Origin of the sequence: Glycomyces albidus (genome assembly GCF_009451885.1) — a bacterium.
GTDB lineage: Bacteria > Actinomycetota > Actinomycetes > Mycobacteriales > Micromonosporaceae > Glycomyces > Glycomyces albidus.
Genome location: NZ_WIAO01000014.1, coordinates 44,360 through 67,985, shown reverse-complemented (window position 1 = coordinate 67,985; position 23,626 = coordinate 44,360). Strand labels below are relative to the sequence as shown.

Here is a 23,626-nt window from a genome sequence, read left to right as displayed (position 1 = left end):
GAATCGGCACCATGATCGTCGACCTCCGTTCCGACACCGTGACCCGCCCGACCCCGGGCATGCTCGAAGCCATGGCGAGCGCCGGCGTCGGCGACGACGTCTACGGCGAAGACCCCAGCGTCAACGCCCTCGAAGCCGAGGCCGCCGCCCTCTTCGGCAAGGAAGCCGCCGTCTTCACCCCGACCGGCTCCATGGCCAACCAGATCGGCCTGCAGCTCCTCGTCCGCCCCGGCGAAGAACTCCTGTGCGACGTCAAAGCCCACGTCGTCAACTTCGAGATGGGCGCCGCCGCCGCCCTCGGCGGCATCTCCACCCGTACCTGGGCCGGCCCGAACGGCCGCGTGGACGCGCGTCTGGTCGAACCGCTCATCAACCGCCCCAACCCCTACGTCACCGTCACCCGCGCCATCGCCGTCGAGAACACCCACAACATCGGCGGCGGCACCGTCCAGCCGATCGAGGAGCTCCGGCGCCTCCGCGACCTCGCCGACGCCTACGGCCTCGGCCTCCACCTCGACGGCGCCCGCATCTGGAACGCCCACGCGGCCACCGGCGTCCCCTTCGACGAGTACGGCCGCCTCTTCGACACCGTCTCCGTGTGCCTCTCCAAGGGCCTCGGCGCCCCCGTCGGCTCCCTCCTCATCACCGACGCCGAGCGCGCCCAGCGCGCCCGCGTCATCCGCAAGCGCCTCGGCGGCGGCATGCGCCAGGCGGGGTTCCTCGCGGCGGCCGGGCGCTACGCGCTGGCGAACCACATCGACCGCCTCGGCGAGGACCACGCCCGCGCCCGGCGCCTCGCCCGCTCGCTCGAGCCGTTCGGGATCTGCGACGCCGCTCAGGTCGAGACCAACATCGTGCTCGTGCGCATCCCCGAGATCGCGCGCGTCGCGGCGGCCGCCGCGGACCAGGGCGTGAAGATCTCGGTGCTCGGCGCCGACTGGGGCCGGATGCTCACGCACCTCGACGTGGACGACGCCGGGATCGAGCACGCGGTGAAGGTCCTGGGCACGCTGCTGGGGAAGTGACCGAAGGGACGGTTGCCGATCGCCCCTTCCTCGGATAGGTTAGGCATGCCTTCCTTAGTCCTGCCTAACCTTCCGGAGGTCGGTGCGTGTACGCCTGCATCTGCCACGCGGTCCACGAGAACGAGGTCCGCGCCTGTATCAGCGCCGGCGCGCATACCCAAGAGGCCATCGGCGAGGCCTGCGACGCCGGGACGAGCTGCGGCACGTGCCACGAGCGCCTGGTCGACATGATCGAGAGCTACTTCACGGACTCGGTCCCGGCGGCCGCCTGATTCCCCGGCTTTAACGGGATTTTCCGGTCCCTTTAGGATTCCCTCCCTTAGGATAGGTTGTCCTATTTTAGGTATTCCTGGCTGGATATGGACGCCGTTCTGGTCCTAGTCTGGGGTCACCGGTCGCCGGACCGGCGACTGTAGGACCGGGAAGGATCAGCCATGCAGGGTGACAAGCAGGTCATCGAATTCCTCAACGAGCAGCTGACCGCGGAGCTGACCGCCATCAACCAGTACTTCCTGCACTACAAGCTGCAGGAGAACTGGGGCTACACGAAGCTGGCGAAGTACACCAGGGCCGAGTCGATGGACGAGATGCGCCACGCCGAGATCCTCACCGACCGCATCCTGTTCCTCGACGGCATGCCGAACTACCAGCGACTCTTCCCGCTGCGCATCGGCACCTCCGTCAAGGAGATCTTCGAGTGCGACCGCCAGATCGAGGTCGAGGCGATCGACCGGCTCAAGCGCGGCATCGAGCACATGGAGTCGGTCAAGGACTACGTCTCCCGCGACCTCTTCGAGTCGATCCTCAAGGACGAGGAGCACCACATCGACTACCTGGACACCCAGCTCGACATCATCGAGAAGATCGGCGAGGCGCTGTACATCCAGTCCCTCATCGAGCAGCCCGAGGAAGCGTAGGGCTGCGAGCGCGTGGAGGGGGCCGGCTTTCGCCGGCCCCCTTTCTTCTTGCGGCAGAGCCCCTCACATCTCCGCCACAGTGGTATGCCGCCGCCTTGACAGCGCCGACGAGAGGATCGTAACATATCAATACTTTGAACGAAAGTTTCCGAGAGTTTCGGTCTTCGTTGGAAGCGTCCAGTCGCGGTCCGGCACCCCCGACTCCCCCGCCCGCGGCGTCCCCTCACCGCAAAGGAGCGTCCATGCCCAGCCCCTCCCCGCAGGCCAGCCGCCGCGCGGTCCTCACCGGGGCCGCCGTCGCCGGCGGCGCCGCGGTCCTCCCGTTCGGCTTCGCGACCGCCGCGCACGCCGACGAGCTGCTGCTCGCCACCGACTTCTCCTCCGGCACCACCGAAGGCTGGTACGCCCGCGGCCCGGTCGCCCTCTCGGTGAACGCCGAAGGAAGCCTCCTGGTCGAAGGCCGCACCGCCACCTGGAACGGCGCCGCCATCGACATCACCGCCCACATCGAAGTCGGCGTCCGCTACCAGCTCCGCGTCCTGCTGCGCCTGCCGTCCGGCTCGGACGCGGCCGACCTGCGGACCACCGTGCAGCGCGACGCCGCCGGATCGACCGCCTACGAGTCGGTCAAGTGGAACACCGCCGTCACCCCCGACGCCTGGACCGAGTTCACCGGCACGTACTCGGTCAGTCAGGCCGCCGACCAGCTCCAGTTCTACGTCGAGTCCGACTCCAGCCTCACGCCCGTCCTGGTCGACAACTTCACGCTCACCCGCATCGAGGAGCCCGAGATCCAGGACCTGGTGCCGCTCAAGGACTTCCTCGAATGCGACTTCCCGATCGGCTGCGCCGTCGAGCCGCTCGAGGTCGTCGGCAGACCCGCCGAACTCCTCGCGAAGCACTTCGCGCAGGTCACGACCGGCAACCAGATGAAACCCGACGCGATCCAGCCGACCGAGGGCGTCTTCGACTTCACCCGGGCCGACCAGATCGTGGCGTTCGCCGAGGCCAACGGCATGCGCGTCTACGGCCACACCCTGCTGTGGCACAACCAGACCCCCGCATGGTGGTTCGACGACGCCGACGGGAACCCGCTCCAGAACACCCCCGAGCACCAGGCGCTCATCCTCGACCGGTTCGAAGCCCACGTCACCGCCATCGCCGAGCACTACGGCCGCCGCGTCTGGGCCTGGGACGTCGTGAACGAGGTCGTCGACCCCGAGCAGACCGACGGGCTGCGCCGCTCGCGCTGGTACGAGATCTTCGGCGGCGGCGCCTACATCGGCGAGGTCTTCAAGATCGCCCGCCGGGTCCTGCCGCGCCGGGTCAAGCTCTTCATCAACGACTACAACACCGAGTTCCCCGACAAGCGCGAGGCGATGTTCAACCTGGTGCAGGACCTCAAGCGCAAGCGGGTCCCGGTCGACGGGGTCGGCCACCAGGCCCACGTCGACTACAAGCGCGACCCGCAGCTCCTCGGCGACACCATCGACGCGTTCAAGCGCCTGCGGGTGCTCCAGGCCGTCACCGAGCTCGACGTGTCGGTCTCGGACTACATGGAGGAGTCGCTGCCCTCGACGCCGCCCGAGCGCCTGATCGCCCAGGGCTGGTACTACAAGGAGCTGTTCGAGGTCCTGCGCGAGCGCGCGCACCTGCTCGAGTCGGTGACGATGTGGGGCCTGTACGACGCGGTCTCATGGCTGCGGAGCTGGCCGGTCTCGCGCCCCCACGAGGCGCCCCTGTTCTTCGACGACCGCCTCCAGGCGAAGCCCGCCTACTGGGGCGTCGTCGACCCGAGCCGGCTCGAGCCGGCGCCGGAGGCGGCCGGCGAGTCCTAGACCGCACCGGCCGGAAGGAGCCGCCCGGGAGCGGGGCATACAGATCCGGGGCCCCGCTCCCGGGCTTTCCGCGCGAACGCGTGGCGTCGGCGAACGCTCGTTCGTCGGTGGTCCGCCGCAGGGTGGCGGCCCGGGGTCCCTACCGGTTGTTCCGGGCAGGTCACTTTCCCGGTCGGCGCATCGGCACGTGCGGGATGCCGTCCTCGAGGTACTCCTCGCCGTCCTCGGTGAAGCCGTACTTGCGGTAGAACCCCGCCGCGTACGTCTGCGAGTCGAGGACCAGCTCGGCCTCCGGGCCCGCCGTCTCGAGCGCCGCCGTCATGAGCCGTCCGCTCAGCCCCGTGCCGCGCTCGGCCGGAGCGCAGCAGACCCGGCCGATCCGCCACCGTCCCTCGGCGGCGCCGCCGACGAGGGCGCGGTCGTCGAACGTCCGCGCCGCGACGGGGCCGTGGCCGCCGGTGTCGCGCAGGAGCCGCAGGCAGGCGACCGCCTCCCCGGGGCCGTCGCCGACCGCCCAGAAGTGGACCGTCTCCGGCGCCGTGTCGTGCTCGTCGAGGTCCGGGTAGGGGCATTCCTGCTCGACCACGAACACCGACTGCCGCAGCCGGGCCAGGGCGAACACCGTCGGACCGTCGAGTTCCTCGAACCGGCCCCGTCGAATTTCACGCATACCCGCCATTAGAGCAGCGTTCCAGTTCCGGTGTATAGACGCTTCTGCACCCGTCGCCCTGCACGCCTTGACAAACCGCGCGACCTCGCCCCCGGGCGCTCCGGGAGGCTACGCAGCCGTACCCCTGGCCGCTCCGGCGAGCTACGCATATTCATCGGCGATCTCGCGCGCCCGGTCCCGTGCCGCCTCGATCGCGTCCGTCACCGCCGAGCGCGCCCGGTGGTTCTCGAGCTGCCGGACCGCGCTGATCGTCGTCCCGGCCGGGGACTCGACCGCCTCGCGCAGCGCCACCGGGGACTCGCCGCTCTCGCGGAGCATCCGCGCCGCGCCGAGCGCGGTCTGCGTGACCAGCTCCTTGCTGACCTCCCGCGGCAGTCCCATGAGGACGCCCGCCTCGGTCATCGCCTCGGCCAGGTAGTAGAAGTACGCCGGGCCCGAGCCCGAGATCGCGGTGACCGCGTCCTGGTGCTTCTCGTCGACCACGAGCGTGCGCCCGAGCGGCTTGAACAGCTCCTCGACCGCGTCGAGGCACCGCTCGTCGGCGTGCGTGCCCGGAGAGAGGACCGTCATCGCCTCGTCGACCAGCGCCGGCGTGTTCGGCATCGCCCGCACCACCGGCGTCGCGTCCGGCAGCCGCTTCTCGAAGAACGCCACCGGAAGACCCGCGCAGATGCTCACCACCGGGGCCGCCGACGAGAACGCGCCTGAGAGCTCGTCGAGCAGCGCCGCCGCGTCCTGCGGCTTCACCGCGACCACCACGACGTCGGCCTGCGCCACCGCCGCCGCGTTCGGCTCCACCCGGACCCCGTACTGCTCGCGCAGCGCCGCCGCGCGCTCCTCGCTGCGGGCCGTGGCCACGACCGCGTCCTTCGACCAGCCCGCGCGAAGCAGGCCCGACACGATGGCCTGGCCCATCTTCCCGGCGCCCAGCACTGCGACTCTCCGCATCACGTCTCCTCACGCAATCGACTGCCCATCGATTGTGCCTCGCCGGGCGGCAACGCGAAAACTCGATGCATTGCGCGTTTCGTCCCCTTGGGATCGCCCAAGCTGCCACGATAATCGGACTCAGGAATTCAACGGGCGATTGGGGCGTAATGGACGTTCTCGACTTGGCGCGGATTCAGTTCGGCGTCACGACCGTCTACCACTTCCTGTTCGTGCCCGTCACCATCGGCCTCTCGCTCCTCGTCGCGATCCTGCAGACCATGTGGCGCACCACCGGCTCGACCGCGTACCTTCGCGCGACGAAGTTCTGGGGCAAGCTCTTCCTCATCAACATCGCCATGGGCGTGGTCACCGGCATCGTCCAGGAGTTCCAGTTCGGCATGAACTGGTCGGCGTACTCGCGCTTCGTCGGCGACGTCTTCGGCGCGCCCCTCGCGTTCGAGGCGCTCATGGCGTTCTTCCTCGAATCCACCTTCATCGGCGTGTGGATCTTCGGCTGGGACCGCCTCATGCCCGGCCTGCACCTCGCCTGCATCTGGATGGTCGCCTTCGGCTCCATGGCCTCCGCGTACTTCATCCTCGCCGCGAACGCGTTCATGCAGAACCCCGTCGGCTACCACCTCAACGAGACCGCCGGGCGCGCCGAGCTCACCGACTTCGGCGCGGTCATGTCCAACCCGGTCGTCCTCGCCGCGTTCCCGCACACCGTCTTCGCCTCCTGGCTCACCGCCGGCACCGTCGTCGTCGCCGTCTGCGGCTACCACTTCATGCACCGCCGCGACCTCGACGTGCACCGGCCCGTGCTGCGCCTGGGCATCCTCGTCACGCTCGTCGGCGGCCTCGGGCTGGTCCTGTCGGGCGACTCCCTCAGCAAGGTCATGACCGTGACCCAGCCGATGAAGATGGCCGCCGCCGAAGCGCTCTACCAGACCACCTCCAGCGCGCCGTTCTCCGTGCTCACCATCGGCTCGCTCGACGGCCGCACCGGCACGCCGGTCATCGAGATCCCCGGGCTCCTGTCGTACCTCGCCACCGGGTCCTTCAGCGGCACCGTCGAAGGCATCAACGACCTCAACGCCCAGTACAACGACCGGTTCGGCGCCGGCGACTACGTGCCGTACATCCCGCTCACGTACTGGTCCTTCCGGCTCATGATCGGCTTCGGGCTCCTCGCCGTGGCCATGGCCGTCATCGTCTGGTGGTTCACCCGCCGCGGCCGCCTCCCCGAGCACCGCCTGTTCTGGCCCGTCGCCATGTGGATGGCGGTCACCCCGTTCCTCGCCAACAGCTCCGGGTGGATCTTCACCGAGATGGGACGCCAGCCGTGGGTCGTGTTCAGCCTCTACCAGACCAGCGAGGGCGTCTCGCCCCGCGTCGGCGCGCCCACGGTCGCCGCGTCCCTCATCGGCTTCACCCTCGTCTACCTGATCCTCGCCGTCGTCGCCCTGAACCTGTTCTTCAAGTTCGCGAAGGCCGGCCCGCCCGGCGAGGAGCTCGCCATGTCCACCTCCAGCCCGTCCGACGACCCCGACAAGCCGATGGCCTTCGCCTACTAGCCGAGGACGCCCCATGGAACTGACCACCATCTGGTTCATCGCCATCGCCGTGCTCTTCACCGGCTACTTCATCCTCGAAGGGTTCGACTTCGGCGTCGGCATGCTCCTGCCCGTCCTCGGCCGCGACGAGCGCGAGCGCCGCGCCATGATCAACACCATCGGACCCGTCTGGGACGGCAACGAAGTCTGGGTCATCACCGCCGGCGGCGCCATGTTCGCGGCCTTCCCGCACTGGTACGCCACCCTCTTCTCCGGGTTCTACCTGCTGTTCTTCCTCATCCTCCTGGGACTCATCGTCCGCGGCGTCGCCTTCGAGTACCGCGGCAAGGGCGACACCCCGCAGTGGCGCCGCGGCTGGGACCTGTGCCTCGTGGCCGGCTCGGCCGCCCCCGCCTTCCTGTGGGGCGCCGTCGTCGCCAACATCGTGCGCGGCGTCCCGCTCGACGCGAACTTCGACTACACCGGCTCGATCTGGGGCCTGCTCAACGGGTACGCGCTCCTCGGCGGGCTCACGACACTGCTCCTGTTCGCCACCCACGGCGCCTACTTCCTCCACCTGCGCACCACCGGCGACCTCAGCGCCCGCGCCCGCGCCACCGGCCTCCTGCTCGGCGCCGCCACCGCCGTGCCCGCGCTGGCGTTCCTCGTCTGGACCCAGGCCGCGCACGGCAACGCCGCCTCGCTCGTCCTCATCGTCCTCGCGGTCCTCGCCCTCCTGGCGGGCCTCGCGCTCGACTTCACAGGCCGCGGCGGCTGGGCGTTCGCGGCCACGGCACTGACGATCGCGCTGACCTCCTCGGCCCTGTTCTGCGCGCTCTGGCCCGACGTCCTGCCGTCCACCGGGGACCCCGCCAACGGCCTCACCCACGAGAACGCGGCCGCCACCGAGAAGACCCTCGGCATCATGGCCTGGTCCGCCGTGGTCTTCCTGCCGCTCATCCTGCTCTACCAGGGCTGGACCTACTGGGTGTTCCGCCAGCGGGTCTCCGTCGAAAGGATCCCGGTCGCATGACGCCGCTCGCCCCGCAGTACACCCGGAACGCCGCCGCCGGCGCGTTCGACCGCCGCCTGCTCCACCGGGCCCGGGGCGCGTCCGTCTACATCGGCGTGTGCGCCGCGCTCGGCCTCGCCCAGACCGCGTGCGTCATCGCCGGCGCCTGGCTCACGGCGAGCCTCGTCGCCGGAGCCTTCGCCGGCGGCCAGGACCTCGCCGCGCTCACCCCGCGCCTCATCGGCCTCGCCGCCGTCCTCGCCGCCCGGGCCCTGCTCGCCTCCGTGCAGGAGGCCGCCGCGAACCGGGCCGCCGCCGGCGTCAAGTCCGGCCTGCGCCGCCAGGCCCTCGAACGCCTCATGCGCCTGCCCTCGGGCACCCGCCACACCGGCGAGACCGCCCAGCTCCTCGTCCGCGGCATCGACGCCCTGGACGCCTACTTCGCCCGGTACCTCCCGCAGCTCGTCCTCGCCGCCCTCGTCCCCGCCGGCGTCCTCGCCGTCATGTTCCTCGCCCACCCGCCCGCCGCGCTCGTCGTCGCCCTGACGCTGCCGCTGATCCCGCTGTTCGGCGTCCTCATCGGCCGGTACACGAAAGCCCGCGCCGAACGCCAATGGGCCTCCACCTCCGCGCTCGCCCACCACTTCGCCGACCTCGTCGCCGGACTGCCCACGCTGAAGGCGTTCGGGCGCGCCGGCAGGCAGGCCGGGGCCATCCAGGTCACCACCGGCGAGTACCGGCGCCGCTCGATGGCGCTGCTGCGCGTCGCGTTCTGCTCCGCGCTGGTCCTCGAACTCGCCGCGTCCCTGTCGGTCGCGGTCGTCGCCGTCACCGTCGGCGTCCAGCTCGTGGAAGGCGGCCTCGCCGGGCAGGCCGGGCTCCAGACCGCGCTGCTCGTGCTCATCCTCGCCCCCGAGGCGTACCTGCCGCTGCGGGGCGTCGGCACCCACTACCACGCCAGCGCCGAGGGCCTCGCCGCCGCCGAACGCGTCTTCGCCATCCTCGCCGAACCGGTCGAACCCGGCGGCGATGCGGCACCGCACGCCGGCCCCGCCGCGCTCCCCGCGGCCCCGCACCTCCCGCCGCCGCTGCGCCGCGCGCCGACGATCATGTTCCGCCGCACCGTCTTCGGCTACCCGGGCCGCGACCCGCTGCCCGAGATCAGCCTCACCGTGCCCGCCGCGCAGACCACCGTCCTCACCGCCCGCTCGGGCGCCGGCAAGTCCACGCTCCTGGCCGCGCTCCTCGGCTTCCGGCGGCCCGTGACCGGCTCCATCGCGTTCGACGGCACCGACCTGTCCGGCCTCGACCCGGCGGCCGTCCGCCGCTCCATCTCGTGGCTCCCGCAGCGACCGGTCCTCATCGACGGCACCGTCGCCGACAACGTCCGCCTCGCCGTCCCCGAAGACGCCCCGGACGCCGCCGTCGCCAAGGCGATCGCGGCCGCCCACGCGCCCGACGCGCGCCGCCGGGTCGCCGCGAACGGCGCCGGGCTCTCCGCCGGCGAGGCCGCCCGCGTCGGCCTCGCCCGGGCCCTGCTGCGCGCCGACCTCCTCGACACGCCGGTCCTGCTCCTCGACGAACCGACCGCGCACCTCGACGCCGACACCGAGCGCGCCGTCCTCGAATCCCTCGCGCCCTACCGCGAGCAGCGGACCGTCCTGATCGCCTCCCACCGCGAAGCGGTGCGCGCGATCGCCGACCGAGAGGTGGCCTGGTGACGACCTGGCGAAACCCGATCGCCCTGCGGCTCGGCCTCGGCGCCGTCCTCGGGGCCCTCGCCCAGCTCAGCGCGCTCGGTCTCCTGGCCGTCTCCGCGTACCTCGTCTCGCGCGCCTGGGAGCAGCCGCCGATCCTGTACCTGATGGTCGCCATCACCTCCGTACGCGCCCTGGGCATCGGCCGCGGCGTGCTCCGGTACGCCGAGCGGCTCGTCTCCCACGACGCCGCCTTCCGCGGCCTCGAACGCCTCCGCATCGCCGTGTGGCGCAAGCTCGTCCGCCTCGCACCCGCAGGCGTCCCCGTCTGGCGCTCCGGCGACCTCCAGGCCCGCCTCGTCGACGACGTCGACGGCACCGGCGACCGGTGGCTCCGCGGCACCCTCCCGCTTACCGCCGCCGTCATCACCGCCGCCACCGCCGTCGCCGTCCAGGCCGCGATCCTGCCCGCCGCCGGCGCGGTCCTCGCGGCCGCACTCCTGGCCGCCGCCCTCGCCGGGCCCGCGCTCGCCTCCTGGTCCTCGCGGTACGCCCTGCGCGCCACCGCCGCCGAACGCGGCGCCCTCACCGAGAACGTCCGCGCCTGCCTCCACGGCCGCGAAGAGCTCGTCGCCGCCGGCACCGACCGCGTCGCGCTCGAACGCGCCCTCGACGGCGACGAGCGCCTGCGCCGCGCCCACGCCCGCATCGCCTGGACCGCCGGGCTCGGCCAGGCCGCCGGCCTCCTCGCCATGGCCGCCGCCGTGACCGGCGCACTGTGGACCGGCATCCCCGCCGTCGCCGCCGGGACCCTCGACGGGGTCCTCCTCGCCTGCCTCGCGCTCATCCCGCTCGCCGCGTTCGAACCCGTCCTCGCCCTCCCCGCCGCCGCGCAGCACACCGCCGCCGCCAAGGAGAGCGGCCGCCGCCTCCTCGAGATCACCCGCGCCGCCGAACCCCGCCCCGACCCCGCCGAGCCCCTGCGGTTCGGCCCCGACCCGCTCGGCGGCCCGCACCTCGCCGCAGCCGGGCAGAGCGCGCCCGGCATCGAGATCAAGCGGCTCTCGGCCACCTGGCCCGGCGCCGACCGGCCCGCCGTCCGCGACTTCGACCTCACCCTCCAGCCCGGCGAACGCGTCGCCGTCATGGGCCCCTCCGGCTCCGGCAAGTCCACGCTCGCGGCCGTCCTCATGGGATTCCTGCCCTACGAGGGGTCGCTGCGCCTCGGCGGCGCCGAACTCGCCGAACTCGCCGGCGACGACGTGCGCCGCACCGTCGGCCTGTGCTCCCAGGACGCCCACGTCTTCGACACCACCCTCGCCGAGAACCTCCGCCTCGCCCGCGTCGGCGCCGGCGACGACGAGCTCGTCCGGGCCCTGCGCTGGGCCGGCCTCCGCGACTGGTTCGACGGCCTCGTCCACGCCTCCCCGGACCGCACCGCCGCCGCCGCGCTCCCGACCCGCCTCGGCGAGCACGGCCGCGCCGTCTCCGGCGGCGAGCGCGGCCGCATCGCCCTCGCCCGCTGCCTCCTCGCCGACCGAGAAGTCCTCGTCCTCGACGAACCCGACGCGCACCTCGACGCCGCCACCGCCGAACGCGTCCTCAGGACCGCCGCCGCCGCCCTCGAAGGCAAGACCGCCGTCTTCATCACCCACCGGCCGCTCCCCGACGGCGTGGTCCACCGGACCGTCCACCTCGAACCGCCCGTGCCGGCGCCGCGTGACGCGCCGCTCAGTGCGCTTCTGGACCTGGCACCCCGTGGGTAGACTCCCGGAACGGTGCTACCAATACATTCAGCGGTGGAAACGAACAGAACGGCCCCGCCCCGGGGCCTTCCGACTCGCCTAAGGCATTGATGCGGCAGTGAACACATCTGCTCCCACATCCGGACCCAAGCCTCCCAGTTCAGGGCAGCGCTGGCCGGCCGGATGGACCAAGCTCCACGTCTACCTGACCGACCTCGACGAGGTCAAGGCCGTCTCCGAGTCGTACCGGCCCGTCATCGACCTCGCCGAGGGCGACCTCCCGGTCCCGAACGAGTGGCTGCACGCCACCGTCGCCTCGGTCGAGTGCGACGCCGCCACGATCGCCGACGACACGCGCGGCAAGCTCATCGACCGCCTGCGGCAGAAGGCCGCCGAGGTCCCCGCGTTCAAGCTCACCGTCGGGCCCGCGCTCGCCGCGACCGGCGGCGTCCTGCTCGACACGTTCCCCGGCACGTACTTCGACGCGCTCGTCGCGAACTGCGTCGAGGCGATCAACGAGGTCGTCGAGGGCGACGTCGGGCGCCCCTGCGGGGGGCCGGGGCACGTCTCCCTGTCCTACCGCTCCGGCAGCACCGCCGTCGACCCGCGCCGCGGCGCCATCCAGAACAAGCTCCGGGACGTGCGCCCGGGTCGGACGGAAATCACAGTCACCGGGGTAGACCTGGTCCGAGTCATCCAAAGTGAGGACGCGTCGACCTACACGTGGGAACACGTGGCACGAATCCCCTTGGGCGCGTAGACATCTCAATAACCGAGCGGGCGTCGCCTCCGGGCGGCGCCCGTTGCGGTTGACGCTCCGGACGCGAATCTGACACCATTTTGTCACTGCCCTGTGGCCTACTGTTGAGACACGTGTCAGAGCCCGGCCACGTGACGTTCAGATGTGGTCGACGGCGACCCGTCTCCACGGCGCCGGCAGCAGTCCCGGTAGACCCCGGATCGGCGAGAGCCGCAAGCGTCAGGAGGTGTCGATTGTTCGCAGCCGATGACCGTCGCATCGCAACCCGAGCGACCGAGTTCGTCCGCCCCGTCGATGAATTCGTGGAGCCCAGACCGGTCGAACCTCCCGCCGCCAAGGCCCGCACCGAGGTCACCGAGCCCTACGGCTTCTTCACCGACCTCGCCTCCGGCCACGTCCTCCACGCCGGAGAGATCCGGCCCGCCTACGCCCTCGCCGCCCCGACCCCGCTCGAAGTGTGGCGGCGCAACCTCGAGATCGTCACCGCGATCCTCACCGCCGCCGGCGTCGACTTCTTCGCCGTGCCCGGCTTCAGCCTCACCCGGCCCGTCCTCGGCGCCGCCGCGGCCGACCGCCAGCGCGTCTGCACCGCCCTCGCGATGCTCTGCGAGTCCACCGGCGGGCGGCTCTCCGTGCCCGAACCGGCCTTCCGCGAATCCGAGCTCGGCCTGAACAAGCCCGAGTGGGCCCGCCGCACCGACATGGGCGACGTCCCGCTCGTGCGCGCCTCCTGGCTGTGGACCGACACCGGACGCGACCTCGTCTTCGGCCCCGACTACGGCTGCGACGTCGAGTTCTGGACCGACACCGGCGACGGCCGCCTGCTGGCGCCGCGCCACAACCGGATCAGTCCCGTCGTCCGCCGCGACGGCGCCCGGGTGTCGGCTCCCGGGCGCCTCTTCACGGCGCTCGCCGGCGGCGCGCACGCCGACCTGCCGAACCTGCCGACCCGCGCCGAGTTCGCGCGCCCCGGACCGGACCACGTCGGCTTCCCGATCGACGTCGTCTACACCTGGGTCGACGGCTCCGACCACGCGTGGCTGCGCCGCCGCGCCGAGGCCGAGCAGTCGCCGTACCACGCCGAGTCGGCCAACGCCGCCCGCTACATCGACCGCCAGGAGCTGCGGTTCTCGCTGCGCTCCCTGCACTTGAACGCGCCGTGGGTGCGCCACGTGTACCTGGTGACCGACCAGCAGCGCCCGCACTGGCTCGACGCGGACGCGCCGGGGCTCACGGTCGTCGACCACCGCGAGCTGTTCGACGACCTGGACTCGCTGCCCACGTTCAACTCCCACTCCATCGAGACGCAGCTGCACCGCATCGAGGGCCTGAGCGAGCACTTCCTGTACTTCAACGACGACATGTTCCTGGGCCGCCCGGTCGGCCCGCAGCTCTTCTTCGAGCCGAACGGCCTCGCCCGGTTCTTCCCGGCGCAGACGTTCATCGACCTGGACCCGGTCAGCCGCGCCGACACGCCGCCGAACGCGGCGTTCAAGAACGACCGGGCGCTCATCGACCGGGCGTTCGGGCGCACGGTCTCGCGGATGATGAAGCACGTCCCGTACCCGTTGCAGCGCAGCGTGCTCGCCGAGATGGAGAAGGAGTTCGACGAGGAGATGGCCCGGACCGCCAAGAGCGCCTTCCGGAACGTCACCGACGTCTCGACGGTGACCCTCCAGCACTACTACGCGTACCTCTCGGGCCGGGCGGTCTCCGGCCACGCCCAGGACGCGTACGTGGAGCTGGGGATGCCGGACGTCGCCGAGCGCCTGGAGCTGCTGCTGGAGCGGCGCGACCGGGAGACGTTCTGCATCAACGACGCCGGGCTCGCGCCTGAGCTCGTCGAGGAGCGCTCGGAGATGATGCGGCGCTTCCTGGAGGCGTACTTCCCGGTGGCCTCGCCGTGGGAGAAGGACCTGGCGCTGTAGGGGGACGAGCGCTCCGGGGCTCGCGGGAGCCCGCCTGCCTGGCGTGCGGCCGCTGGTTCCCAGGGCCCCGCCGTCATGGGGATTCCTCAGCGGAGGGTCGCGCCGGCGGCTGCTGCTGGCACGGGCCCGTGCCGGACACGCCGTGCATGACGGATACGGGCCCGAGCCGCACCGCGGCCCGGGCCCGTCTTGTCGGGTCGTGCGGCTACTTCAGGCCGCGCCGCTCCAGGAGCGGCTCGATCTCGGCGTCGCGGCCGCGGAAGCGCCGGAAGGACTCCATCGGGTCGACGGACCCGCCCCGGCTCAGCAGCGTCCGGCGGAAGTGGTCGCCGTTGGCGCGGGTGAGGCCGCCGTTCTCCTTGAACCACTCGACGGTGTCGGCGTCGAGGATCTCCGACCAGATGTACGAGTAGTACCCGGCGGCGTAGCCGATCGAGATGTGCGCGAAGTAGACCGAGCGGTAGCGCGGCGCGATCTCGGGCAGGTGGATGCCGGCGTCCTCGAGGGCCTTGCGCTCGAACGCCTCGACGGCCGCGTACGGGTCGTCGCCGCCGTCGGGGACGTCCTCGGGGGCGAGGCGGTGCCACGCCTGGTCGAGGATCGCGGCGGCCAGGTACTCGGTGGACGCGAAGCCCTCGCCGAACTTCGCGGCGGCCTTCCACTGCGCGATGAGCTCGGCCGGGGCCGGCTCGCCGGTCTCGTGGTGGAGGGCGTAGTTCGCGACCACCTCGGGCCAGTCCTCCCACATCTCGTTGACCTGCGACGGGTACTCGACGAAGTCGCGCGGGGTCGAGGTCATGGAGGTCTTCGGGTAGCGGCAGGCCGAGAGCAGGCCGTGGAGGGCGTGCCCGAACTCGTGGAACAGCGTGGTGACGCCGTCGACGGTGATGAGCGCGGGCTGGCCCTCGGAGGGCTTGGTGAGGTTCAGGTTGTTGACGACCACGGGCCGGTCGCCGGTGAGGTCGGACTGGACGACGAGGGCGTTCATCCACGCGCCGCCCTTCTTCGAGTCGCGGGTGAAGAAGTCGCCCAGGAACAGGCCGAGCGGCGTGCCGGTGCCGTCCTGAGGGCCGTCGAAGACCTCCCACACGCGGGCCTCGGGGTGGTAGCCCTGGAGGTCGGGCCGGGGCCGGAAGGTCAGGCCGAACTCCTTCTCGGCGGCGAAGAAGACGCCGTCGACGAGGACCCGGTCGAGTTCGAGGTAGGGCTTGAGCGCTTCGGCGTCGAAGCCGTACTTGGCCTGGCGGACCTTCTTGGAGTAGTACGACCAGTCCCAGGCGGCGAGCTGGAAGCCGCCGCCGTCGGCGTCGATGACCTCCTGGAGCTCGGCGGCCTCGCGGCGGGCGTTGCGCACGGACGCCTCGGCGAGCCCGGCGAGGCGCTCGGCGATGACCGCGGCGTTCCCGGCGGTCTGGTCGGCGGCGACGTACGCGGCGAAGTGCTCGTAGCCGAGCAGCCGTGCCTTCTCGGCGCGCAGCCGCACCATCCGCAGGAGGGTCGCGGCGTTGTCCCTGCCGCGCCCCACGGTGGCCTTGTAGAGGCGCTCGCGCAGGTCCCGGTTCTCCAGGTCCTCCAGGAGCGGGTGGCGCGAGAAGTTCGACTGCGTGATGAGCCAGCCCTCGAGCCCGCGGTCCTTCGCGGCGGCGGCGGCCGAGGCGATCTGGCCCTCGCTCAGGCCCTCGAGCTCGGCGCGGTCGGTGACGTGGACGGCGGCGTCGTTGATGTCGGTGAGGATCTGCTGGTTGAACTTGGAGGCGAGCTCGGCGAGTTCGGCGTTGATCGCGGCGAGGCGCTCCTTGCCGGCGTCGTCGAGCGCGGCCCCGCCGCGGACGAACTCGGTGCGGTACCGCTCGAGGAGGCGCTCGTCCTGCTCGTCCAGGCCCAGGTCGTCCTTGCGGCCCCACAGGTCGTCCAGGCGCGCGAACAGGGCCGCGTTGAGGAGGATCTTGTCGGCGTGCGCGGCGAGCCTGGGGCTGAGCTCGCTCTCGATGGCGTTGAGCTCGTCGTCGGTGTCCGAGGAGAACTTGTTGAAGAAGGCGAGGCTGACCCGCTTGAAGGTGCCCAGCGCGGACCGCTCCAGGGCCACGACGGTGTTCTCGAACGTGGGGGCCTCGGGGTTCGCGGTGATGGCGTCGACGTTCGCGAGCTGCTCGGCCATGCCCTGCTCGAACGCGGGCAGGTAGTGCTCGTTCCGGATCTCCGCGAACGGCGGCAACTGGTAGGGGAGTTCGGACGGGGACAGGAACGGGTTGTCGGTCACGCTGGTGGCTCCTCGCGGCGGTCGGCTCGTATGGCGGTGGCCGAATCCTATTGCGCCCACCTGCCGGGCGGCAAGTGCATTGGCCCCGGTCGCGCGACAGCGGCCGACAACCTCACCGGAGCCCGCCGGCCCGCATTAGTATCGTGACCATGTCTGAATCGAGCCCGCTGTTCGTGGCCAGCGACATCCACGGCCACTACGGTGCGCTCGTGGAGGCGCTGCGCGCTCGCGGACTCGTCGACGGGGACGCCGCGTGGACCGGTGGCGACGCGCGCCTGTGGATCCTCGGGGACCTGTTCGACCGCGGCGCCGAGGGCGTCGCGGTGGTGCGGCTGCTGCGCCGGCTCGCCGGCCAGGCCGCCGCCGAGGGCGGCCACGTCGACACCCTCATCGGCAACCACGAGGTGCTGGTGCTCGGCTCGCGCCGCTTCGGCGACGTCGCGTTCACCGACGTCGACGGCATGGACCGGCAGTTCCTCCACTGGTGGGTCATCAACGGCGGCTTTGAGGACGAGCTCGGCGACCTCACCGACGACGAGGTGCGGTGGCTCGAGACGCGCCGGGTCCTCCACGTCGCCGGCCGCTCGCTCCTGGTCCACTCCGACAGCGAGTCCTACCTCGCCTACGGCACCAGCGAGGAGGCGGTGAACACCGCGGTCCGCAAGATCCTCGCCTCCGAGGAGCCGGGGGAGTGGTGGCAGCTCTTCCGGGAGCTGACCCGCCGCCACGAGTTCCTCGGCGAGCAGGGCCCGGCCCGGGTGCGGGCGATGCTCCGGGCCTTCGGCGGCGAGGAGCTCGTCCACGGCCACTCCACCATCCCGGACACGACCGAGCTCGAACCGTCCCAGGTCACCGAGGCCCGCCGCTACTGCGACGGCCTCGTCCTCAACATCGACGGCGGCGTGTACCAGGGCGGCAAGTGCCTGGTGGTCCGCCTCGACTAGTCGTCGCCCGGGGCGGTGACGAAGGCGACCGGCGGCGGGGTGGCCGCGCGGTCCGCGCGCGATTCGAGCCACAGGCTCACCGCGCCCGCCGCGGCGACGCCGAGCGTCGCCCATCCGGCCAAGGGAGAGAAGGCGACCGCGTAGCCGAGTGCGGCGGCCAGCGCCGTGGCGACGGCGGCGGTCAGGAACGCCCTGCGGAACGCGCGCCGGTGCTCTCGGCGCTCCACGACGATGCCGTGCACGACTGTGCCTTGCACGACCGTGCCGCGGACGACGGCTCCGCGGGCGGCCGCACCGGCGACGACTCTGTTGTGTCTCATATCCGACACAACGAGTAAGGCCCTTGAATCGACACGTTGCATGTGCAGATTTCACGAGTTCGAGCGACCGAAACCCGGCAAATCTCCTGATAGGAGACAGCGGGCCGGACCGTCCGAGTCAGACTGTGAGCACGCTCCACCTGAGCGTCACATTGGCAGTTCGCGGCCGTTGTGCCGGAGGCGAAAAGACGGTAAACACATAGTGTCGGGGCGCCCGGTGCGGCATGTCCGGCTTCGGCCGGACCGAACTTCGTGCGGGTCGAGACAACCGAGCACAGCTGACGGCAGCCGCACCGCGCCCCGGCACGCCGCGGCCCTCCGGTGGGAGCCGCTGCGAACGAGCGACCACAACTGCACACCGCACGCAACTGCGAGACACGAAAGTCCCGAAGTCCACGTGTAACTCCTATATAGACGGTGGGGTCTGACATGGAGTCCGAAACGCAACCGATGGGACGGCGCGTCGCCTACTGGCGACAGCGCCGCGGCATGTCCCAGCAGGTCTTCGCCGACCGGATCGGCAAGTCCAAGAGCTGGGTCGACAAGATCGAGCGCGGCGTCCGCCGCCTCGACAAGTACTCGGTCATCACCGAACTCGCCGAAGCGCTGAACGTCGACGCCGCGCAGCTCCTCGGCCGCGAACCGCGCCGCCGCCCGGGCCTGGGCGGCTGCCTCGACCAGGTCGAGGTCGAATCCATCAGGCAGTCGCTCGAACGCTACGAGCGCCTCGGCCGCTTCCTCGAAGCCGCCCCGATCGACCCGACGCCGATCCCCGAACTCAAAGGGGCCGTGAACTACTGCTGGCTCGCATTCGAGAAGGGCCACTACCCGGTCGTCGCCCGGTCGCTCATCCAGCTCCTGCGCGACACGCCCGTCGCCGAGGACCGGCCCGTCGGCGGCACCAGCGCCGACGCCGCCGAACTCATGACGCAGGTCTACCAGATCGCCTCCACGGTGCTGCGGAAGCTCGGCGAAGCCCAGCTCGCCTGGCTCGCCGCCGACCGCGCCATCTCCGCCGCCAACCGCGGCAACGACCCGCTCCTGGCCGGCATCGCCACCACGCGGGTCGCCAACGCGCTCCGCTCGCTCGGCCGCTACCAGGCCGCGCTCGACCTCAACGTCCAAGTCGCCCACGGCCTCATCTCCGAGCACGGCGGCGAGTCCTCCAGCCCGGCCGCGATCAGCGTCTACGGCGCGCTGCTCCTCCAGGGCGCCATGGCCGCCGCGCTCGCCGGCGACGCGACCACCTGCGACGACCTGCTCGACAGCGCCTCCCGCGCCGCGACCGTCCTCGGCCGCGACGCGAACTACTACTACACCTCGTTCGGGCCGACGAACGTGCAGCTGCACCGCGCCGCCGCCTTCGTCGAACTCGGGGAGGGCGCCGACGCGCTCGCCGTCCACGAGTCCATCCCGCCCGCCGCGCTGGGCGACCTCGTCGCCGAGCGGCGCGCGCACCACTACCTCGACATGGCGCGGGCCTGCGTCCAGGTCGGCGACATCGAGCAGGCCGGCCGCCACCTCGTGACGGCCGACCGCAACGCCCCCGCGGAGATCCGCTGCCGGCCGCTCGCCGTCGACCTCATCGACCAGATCCTGCACCGCACCAAGGGCGAACCCGCCCAGGACGTGCGCCGCCTCGCCGAGGAGGTGGGCGCCCTCGCCTAGGGGGCGCTCGCGCATCCCCGGCGGCCGCCCGCTCCGCCCGCTCGCCGCGCTGACGCGGCCTCCCGATACGACCGGGTATCGGAGCCCCCGCCTCGCGATCGAACGGACGGACCCGGGTGCCGACCCGCCGGGGTGCGCGAACGCACCTTCCCGCGCGCACGGTGCGCGAGTGCGCCCGGAGCCGCCGCTGCTCAGGCTCCGGGCACACCCCTCACCGCGGCCTCCGACCCGTCAATAGACTCACGGGCATGCGCACGATCAGCGAGATCACCGCGGCACTCGACGACCTGTACCCGCGCCGCTGGGCCGAGGAGTGGGACCGCGTCGGCCTGGTCCTGGGCCGCGGCGGGAACTCGGTCCGCCGGGTCCTCTGCGTCGTCGACGTCGTCCCCGCCACCGTCATCGAGGCGATCGAGGCCGACTGCGACCTCATCGTCGCCCACCACCCGCTGCTGCTGCGCGGCGTCTCCAGCCTCGACCCCGCCGCGAACTACAAGGGCGACCTCGTCCACACCCTCATCGAGTCCGGCATGGGCCTCTACGTCGCCCACACCAACGCCGACGTCGCCAACCCCGGCGTCTCCGACGCCCTCGCCGACCGGCTCGGCCTGGTCGACCTGCGGCCCCTGCGCCCCCTCGACGGCCCCGAGCACCACGGCTCCGGACGCGGCACCGGCCGCATCGGCCGCCTCCCGACCGCCCTCAGCCTCGCCGAGCTCGTCGAGCACGCCGCCGAGGCCCTCCCGCCGACCGTGTGGGGCGTGCGCGCCGCCGGCGACCCCGACCGCCGGATCAGCACCGTCGCCGTCTGCGGCGGCGCCGGCGACGCCTTCCTCGCCGACGCCGCGGCCGCCGGCGCGAACGCCTACCTGACGGCCGACCTCCGCCACCACCCCGTCAGCGAGCACCTCGCCGGAAGCGGCCCGGCCCTCATCGACGCCGCCCACTGGGCGACCGAGCGGCCCTGGCTCGATACTGTTGCCGAACCACTGTCCCGTCTGGTCGACGACGTCATCGTCTCCGACCTCGACACCGATCCATGGACCATCCACCAGAAACCCGGGGTGAACTGAGTTGAAAGCCGACCTCTTCGATCAGCGACGACTGCTCGAACTCCAGGCGGTCGACACCACCCTCACCCAGTTGGCGCAGCGCCGCCGGAAGCTCGACGCCGACCCGGCGTTCGCGACCGCGTCGCAGCGACTGCGGGCCCTGGGGGACAAGGCCGCCAACCTCACCGGCGACATCGCCGACCTCGACCGCGACATCGACCGCGTCGAACGCGAGGTCGACCTCGTCAAGAAGCGCGCCGCGAACGACCGCGACCGCATGGCCTCCGGCGCCGGCGCCAAGGAACTCGAAGGACTCCAGAGCGAACTCGAGTCCCTCGCCCGCCGCCAGGCCAGCCTCGAGGACGACGAGCTCGAACTGATGGAGCGCCGCGAAGCGCTCGACACCGAGCTCACCGAGACCCGCCGCCAGCTCGGCGAGGCCGAGCGCGTCCTCGCCGACGCCGAAGCCGACCGGGCCCGCCTCCTCGCCGAGATCGAGGCCGAGACCGCCGACGCGGCCTCCACCCGCCAGGCCCTCGCCATCAACATCCCCGACCGCCTCGTCGAACTCTACGAGCGCATCCACGCCAAGCAGCCCATCGCCGCCGCCGAACTCGTCGGCCGCCGCTGCGGCTCCTGCCGCATCGAGAAGTCCCCGGCCGACATGATCCCGATCAAGTCCGCCCCCATCGACGAGGTCCTCCGCTGCGAGGAGTGCGGCTGCGTCCTCATCCGCACCGAACTCCCCAGCACCGCCCCGCGCACGCTCGCCTCCGAGGACGAGCTCAAGAAGTACGAGTAGCGGACCGGGACGCCGAAGGGGGCGGAACGCGTTCGCGTTCCGCCCCCTTCGCCGTGTCCCACGAATCCCGAACGTCCTCGTCCCGGGCCCGCGCCGGGTGCGCGGCGGGAAGCCCCCGCGCCTCGTCCGGGCCCGCGCCGAGTGTGCGGCGGGAAGCCCCCGCGGTCAGGACCGCTTGCTGAACTCGGCCCAGCGCTCCACGAGCGCCGTCGCCGCGCCCCCGTCGATCGCCTTCGACGCCAGCTCCAGGTTCGCGCCCAGCAGGCCCCGGCGGATCTTCACGTCGTGCAGGTCCACGCCGTCGATGAGCCCCTGGCGCGACGCCAGCGCCGCCGCCGCGTTGATGAGCACCGCGTCCCGCACCGGCCCGGTCTCGCCGGCGAACACCCGGCGCGCCACGTTCGTGTTGAACTCCAGGTCCCCGCCGCGCAGCGCCTCAGGACCGGCGTTGGTCAGACCGAACTCCTTGACGTCGATCGAGCCCTGCGACACCCGGCCGCCCGAGGCGATCCACTCCGACGTCGTCGACGACGTCGAGATCTCGTCCAGGCCGTCGTCGCCGCGGACCACGAACACCGAGGCCCCGCGGGCCGCGAACACCTGCGCCATCAGCGGCGCCTTCACCGGGTCCGCGCACCCGATCAGGCCCGCCTGCGGCTGGCCCGGGTTCGTCAGCGGCCCCAGCAGGTTGAACACCGTCGGAATGCCGAGCGCGGCCCGGATCGGACCCGCGTGCCGCATCCCGGGGTGGAACGTCCGCGCGAACGCGAACCCGATGCCGACCTCGCGCACCGACGCCTCGACCCGCTCGGCCGTGGCCTCCAGGTCGACCCCGAGGGCCTCCAGCAGGTCCGCCGACCCCACGTTCGAGGACGCCGAGCGGTTCCCGTGCTTGATCACCGGCACGCCCGCGGCCGCGACCACGATCGCCGCCATCGTCGAGATGTTCACCGAGTTCGAACCGTCGCCGCCGGTGCCGACGATGTCGACCGCCACGCCCAGGTCCGTCAGGTCCAGCCGGGTCGTCTCCGCGAGCATCCGGCCCGCGATCGCACCGATCTCCTCGGGCGTCTCACCCTTCGAGCGCAGCAGCACCGCGAACGCCGCGAGCTGCGCCGGATCGGCGTTGCCCGCCATGATCTCCGCCATCGCCCAGTCGGCGCTGGCCTCGTCGAGGTGGTCGCCGCTCGACAGGCGTGCGAGGACGTCGGGCCAGGTCGGATCAGGCATTGCGTCTCCCGGGGTAGAGATATAAGGCGGCGCGCTGCGCCGGCGCCGTGCGTTCTGCCCGGCTGACCAGCAAGTCTACTACCGTCTGCCCGGTCGTCACGGGGTTGAGCGGGTGCTTGAGCACCGCGTCCGCCCGCGACCACGCCGCCAGCCACCGGTCCGCGTCCCGCGCGACCACGACCGCCAGCAGCGGCGGCTCGTCGAACTCGTCGCGGAGCTGCCGGGCGATCCCGAGACCGCCGGCGGGCTGGGCCTCCCCGTCGAGGAGGACGAGGTCGATCTCGTACTTGTCGATGAGGGCCACCGCCTCGTCGTACTCCCCGGCGACCGCGTACTCGATCGCGACCCCCTCGACCGGCTCCTCGCCGATGGCCGAGCGCATCTGCTCGATGACCGCGGGTCGATGACTGTAAAGGAGGACTGCGTACTCAGCCGTTGAGATGCTCACGCTTCGCATATTAAACCGGCCACACTGAAATGGGAAGACCGGCGCCGCCGCCGAGCCGTTCGGGAATGCCTACAGTAGGCGAACCATGAATGACCTGCGCACACGATGCGAGGAGGCCGGAAGCCTACTCCGCCCGACACGCGCGAAGCACACACCCCATGCGCAGCTTGCGCCCGCCGGACCGTAATAATGTGCCCGTGACTGCCGCCGAAGCAACTATCGACCCCAGCCGAATCCACTCACTGACCCGGCCCAACGTCGTCAGTGTCGGCACCATCGTGTGGTTGAGCAGCGAACTCATGTTCTTTGCGGGCCTGTTCGCGATGTACTTCTCGATCCAGGCCGCCGCGCCCTCGATGTTCGAGGAGGGCTACCACCACCTCGAGATCCCCTACGCGCTGGCCTTCACCGTGATCCTGGTGGCCTCCTCCGTCACCTGCCAGCTCGGCGTCTTCGCGGCCGAGCGCGGCGACGTCTACAAGCTGCGCCTGTGGTTCGCGGTCACCTTCATCATGGGCCTGGTCTTCGTCCTCGGCCAGGTCAACGAGTACCGCAACCTCGTCACCGAGGGGCACTCGATCTCGGCGGACGGCTACTGGACCATGTTCTACCTGACCACCGGGTTCCACGGCCTGCACGTCACCGGCGGCCTCATCGCGTTCATCGTCTACCTCATCCGCACGACGATGGGCCGCTTCAACGCCGCCCAGGCCACCGCGTCCATCGTGGTGTCCTACTACTGGCACTTCGTCGACGTGGTCTGGATCGCGCTGTTCGCCGTGATCTACTTCCTTCCGATGGTCCAGTACTGAGACTGACCGGCCGCC

The 23,626-nt window shown here is 71.6% G+C and carries 21 protein-coding genes; 15 read left to right on the top strand and 6 right to left on the bottom strand.

What is annotated here, in order from left to right; translation table 11 throughout:
* The first annotated feature begins 14 nt into the window (after positions 1-14).
* From GFD30_RS13045 to GFD30_RS13030, 4 genes are all read left to right on the top strand, one after another.
* Complete coding sequence (locus GFD30_RS13045) at positions 15-1,025, top strand: threonine aldolase family protein (RefSeq protein ID WP_407649045.1); 1,011 nt, start codon at positions 15-17, stop codon at positions 1,023-1,025.
* 86 nt (positions 1,026-1,111) lie between these two features.
* On the top strand, positions 1,112-1,297 hold the full coding sequence (locus GFD30_RS13040) for a (2Fe-2S)-binding protein (protein WP_322633212.1): 186 nt from the start codon (positions 1,112-1,114) through the stop codon (positions 1,295-1,297).
* A 162-nt stretch (positions 1,298-1,459) separates the two neighbouring features.
* A complete protein-coding gene (bfr, locus tag GFD30_RS13035; protein ID WP_153025640.1) occupies positions 1,460-1,942 on the top strand; it encodes a bacterioferritin in 483 nt (160 codons plus the stop codon).
* Between the two features lie 242 nt (positions 1,943-2,184).
* Positions 2,185-3,780, top strand: a complete 1,596-nt coding sequence (locus GFD30_RS13030; RefSeq protein WP_153025639.1) for an endo-1,4-beta-xylanase — start codon at positions 2,185-2,187, stop codon at positions 3,778-3,780.
* Between the two features lie 160 nt (positions 3,781-3,940).
* Here GFD30_RS13030 and GFD30_RS13025 read toward each other — a convergent pair whose 3' ends face one another.
* Both GFD30_RS13025 and proC read right to left on the bottom strand, forming a co-directional pair.
* Positions 3,941-4,450 (bottom strand): GNAT family N-acetyltransferase, encoded by a 510-nt coding sequence (locus tag GFD30_RS13025; protein ID WP_153025638.1) that lies wholly within the window; start codon positions 4,448-4,450, stop codon positions 3,941-3,943.
* A gap of 141 nt (positions 4,451-4,591) precedes the next feature.
* Positions 4,592-5,398 carry a pyrroline-5-carboxylate reductase gene (proC, locus tag GFD30_RS13020; protein ID WP_153025637.1) on the bottom strand — a complete coding sequence of 269 codons (807 nt, stop codon included), beginning with the start codon at positions 5,396-5,398 and terminating at the stop codon, positions 4,592-4,594.
* 149 nt (positions 5,399-5,547) lie between these two features.
* Between proC and GFD30_RS13015 the strand changes: the two genes are divergently transcribed.
* The 6 genes from GFD30_RS13015 (at position 5,548) to GFD30_RS12990 (ending at position 14,075) form a co-directional block, all read left to right on the top strand.
* Positions 5,548-6,954: a cytochrome ubiquinol oxidase subunit I gene (locus GFD30_RS13015; RefSeq protein WP_153025636.1), complete on the top strand. Its 1,407-nt coding sequence runs from the start codon at positions 5,548-5,550 to the stop codon at positions 6,952-6,954.
* 13 nt (positions 6,955-6,967) lie between these two features.
* Positions 6,968-7,966 (top strand): cytochrome d ubiquinol oxidase subunit II, encoded by a 999-nt coding sequence (gene cydB / locus GFD30_RS13010; protein ID WP_153025635.1) that lies wholly within the window; start codon positions 6,968-6,970, stop codon positions 7,964-7,966.
* Entirely contained in the window at positions 7,963-9,666 is a 1,704-nt protein-coding gene (gene cydD, locus GFD30_RS13005) for a thiol reductant ABC exporter subunit CydD (RefSeq protein ID WP_153025634.1), read from the top strand. The genes cydB and cydD overlap by 4 nt, the downstream gene beginning before the upstream one ends.
* The gene (cydC, locus tag GFD30_RS13000; RefSeq protein WP_194201952.1) at positions 9,663-11,408 is read left to right on the top strand and encodes a thiol reductant ABC exporter subunit CydC; all 1,746 of its coding nucleotides are present in this window, start codon (positions 9,663-9,665) and stop codon (positions 11,406-11,408) included. Before cydD ends, cydC begins: the two co-directional genes overlap by 4 nt.
* 97 nt (positions 11,409-11,505) lie before the next feature.
* On the top strand, positions 11,506-12,147 hold the full coding sequence (locus GFD30_RS12995; protein WP_153025632.1) for a 2'-5' RNA ligase family protein: 642 nt from the start codon (positions 11,506-11,508) through the stop codon (positions 12,145-12,147).
* A 302-nt stretch (positions 12,148-12,449) separates the two neighbouring features.
* Positions 12,450-14,075 (top strand): stealth family protein, encoded by a 1,626-nt coding sequence (locus GFD30_RS12990; RefSeq protein WP_153025631.1) that lies wholly within the window; start codon positions 12,450-12,452, stop codon positions 14,073-14,075.
* 205 nt (positions 14,076-14,280) lie between these two features.
* Here the strand turns inward: GFD30_RS12990 and GFD30_RS12985 are convergent, their stop codons facing one another.
* Positions 14,281-16,335, bottom strand: a complete 2,055-nt coding sequence (locus tag GFD30_RS12985) for a M3 family metallopeptidase (RefSeq protein ID WP_322633211.1) — start codon at positions 16,333-16,335, stop codon at positions 14,281-14,283.
* 149 nt (positions 16,336-16,484) lie between these two features.
* Here GFD30_RS12985 and GFD30_RS12980 point away from each other — a divergent pair, with 149 nt between their 5' ends.
* Complete coding sequence (locus tag GFD30_RS12980) at positions 16,485-17,279, top strand: metallophosphoesterase (protein WP_153025630.1); 795 nt, start codon at positions 16,485-16,487, stop codon at positions 17,277-17,279.
* Here GFD30_RS12980 and GFD30_RS12975 read toward each other — a convergent pair.
* Complete coding sequence (locus GFD30_RS12975; RefSeq protein ID WP_153025629.1) at positions 17,276-17,599, bottom strand: hypothetical protein; 324 nt, start codon at positions 17,597-17,599, stop codon at positions 17,276-17,278. The two genes, GFD30_RS12980 and GFD30_RS12975, sit on opposite strands and share 4 nt — an antisense overlap.
* A 429-nt stretch (positions 17,600-18,028) precedes the next feature.
* On the opposite strand from GFD30_RS12975, the gene GFD30_RS12970 reads away from it, so the two are divergent.
* From GFD30_RS12970 to GFD30_RS12960, 3 genes are all read left to right on the top strand, one after another.
* Positions 18,029-19,267: a helix-turn-helix domain-containing protein gene (locus GFD30_RS12970; RefSeq protein WP_153025628.1), complete on the top strand. Its 1,239-nt coding sequence runs from the start codon at positions 18,029-18,031 to the stop codon at positions 19,265-19,267.
* 248 nt (positions 19,268-19,515) lie between these two features.
* Positions 19,516-20,340 carry a Nif3-like dinuclear metal center hexameric protein gene (locus tag GFD30_RS12965; RefSeq protein WP_153025627.1) on the top strand — a complete coding sequence of 275 codons (825 nt, stop codon included), beginning with the start codon at positions 19,516-19,518 and terminating at the stop codon, positions 20,338-20,340.
* A 1-nt stretch (position 20,341) separates the two neighbouring features.
* On the top strand, positions 20,342-21,121 hold the full coding sequence (locus tag GFD30_RS12960) for a zinc ribbon domain-containing protein (RefSeq protein WP_153025626.1): 780 nt from the start codon (positions 20,342-20,344) through the stop codon (positions 21,119-21,121).
* Between the two features lie 165 nt (positions 21,122-21,286).
* Here GFD30_RS12960 and trpD read toward each other — a convergent pair whose 3' ends face one another.
* Both trpD and GFD30_RS12950 read right to left on the bottom strand, forming a co-directional pair.
* The gene (gene trpD, locus GFD30_RS12955; protein WP_153025625.1) at positions 21,287-22,351 is read right to left on the bottom strand and encodes an anthranilate phosphoribosyltransferase; all 1,065 of its coding nucleotides are present in this window, start codon (positions 22,349-22,351) and stop codon (positions 21,287-21,289) included.
* Positions 22,344-22,793, bottom strand: a complete 450-nt coding sequence (locus GFD30_RS12950) for a hypothetical protein (protein ID WP_407649044.1) — start codon at positions 22,791-22,793, stop codon at positions 22,344-22,346. The genes trpD and GFD30_RS12950 overlap by 8 nt, the downstream gene beginning before the upstream one ends.
* A 203-nt stretch (positions 22,794-22,996) precedes the next feature.
* Here GFD30_RS12950 and ctaE point away from each other — a divergent pair, with 203 nt between their 5' ends.
* Positions 22,997-23,611 (top strand): aa3-type cytochrome oxidase subunit III, encoded by a 615-nt coding sequence (gene ctaE, locus GFD30_RS12945; RefSeq protein WP_322633209.1) that lies wholly within the window; start codon positions 22,997-22,999, stop codon positions 23,609-23,611.
* Positions 23,612-23,626 lie beyond the last annotated feature (15 nt).

Coding starts and splice junctions, on each gene's coding strand:
- cydD (WP_153025634.1), top strand. CDS start 7,963: ATGACGCCGCTCGCCCCGCAGTACACCCGGAACGCCGCCGCCGGCGCG.
- cydB (WP_153025635.1), top strand. CDS start 6,968: ATGGAACTGACCACCATCTGGTTCATCGCCATCGCCGTGCTCTTCACC.
- GFD30_RS13025 (WP_153025638.1), bottom strand. CDS start 4,450: ATGCGTGAAATTCGACGGGGCCGGTTCGAGGAACTCGACGGTCCGACG.
- bfr (WP_153025640.1), top strand. CDS start 1,460: ATGCAGGGTGACAAGCAGGTCATCGAATTCCTCAACGAGCAGCTGACC.
- GFD30_RS12965 (WP_153025627.1), top strand. CDS start 19,516: ATGCGCACGATCAGCGAGATCACCGCGGCACTCGACGACCTGTACCCG.
- GFD30_RS12980 (WP_153025630.1), top strand. CDS start 16,485: ATGTCTGAATCGAGCCCGCTGTTCGTGGCCAGCGACATCCACGGCCAC.
- GFD30_RS12975 (WP_153025629.1), bottom strand. CDS start 17,599: ATGAGACACAACAGAGTCGTCGCCGGTGCGGCCGCCCGCGGAGCCGTC.
- GFD30_RS12970 (WP_153025628.1), top strand. CDS start 18,029: ATGGAGTCCGAAACGCAACCGATGGGACGGCGCGTCGCCTACTGGCGA.
- trpD (WP_153025625.1), bottom strand. CDS start 22,351: ATGCCTGATCCGACCTGGCCCGACGTCCTCGCACGCCTGTCGAGCGGC.
- GFD30_RS13015 (WP_153025636.1), top strand. CDS start 5,548: ATGGACGTTCTCGACTTGGCGCGGATTCAGTTCGGCGTCACGACCGTC.
- proC (WP_153025637.1), bottom strand. CDS start 5,398: ATGCGGAGAGTCGCAGTGCTGGGCGCCGGGAAGATGGGCCAGGCCATC.
- GFD30_RS13030 (WP_153025639.1), top strand. CDS start 2,185: ATGCCCAGCCCCTCCCCGCAGGCCAGCCGCCGCGCGGTCCTCACCGGG.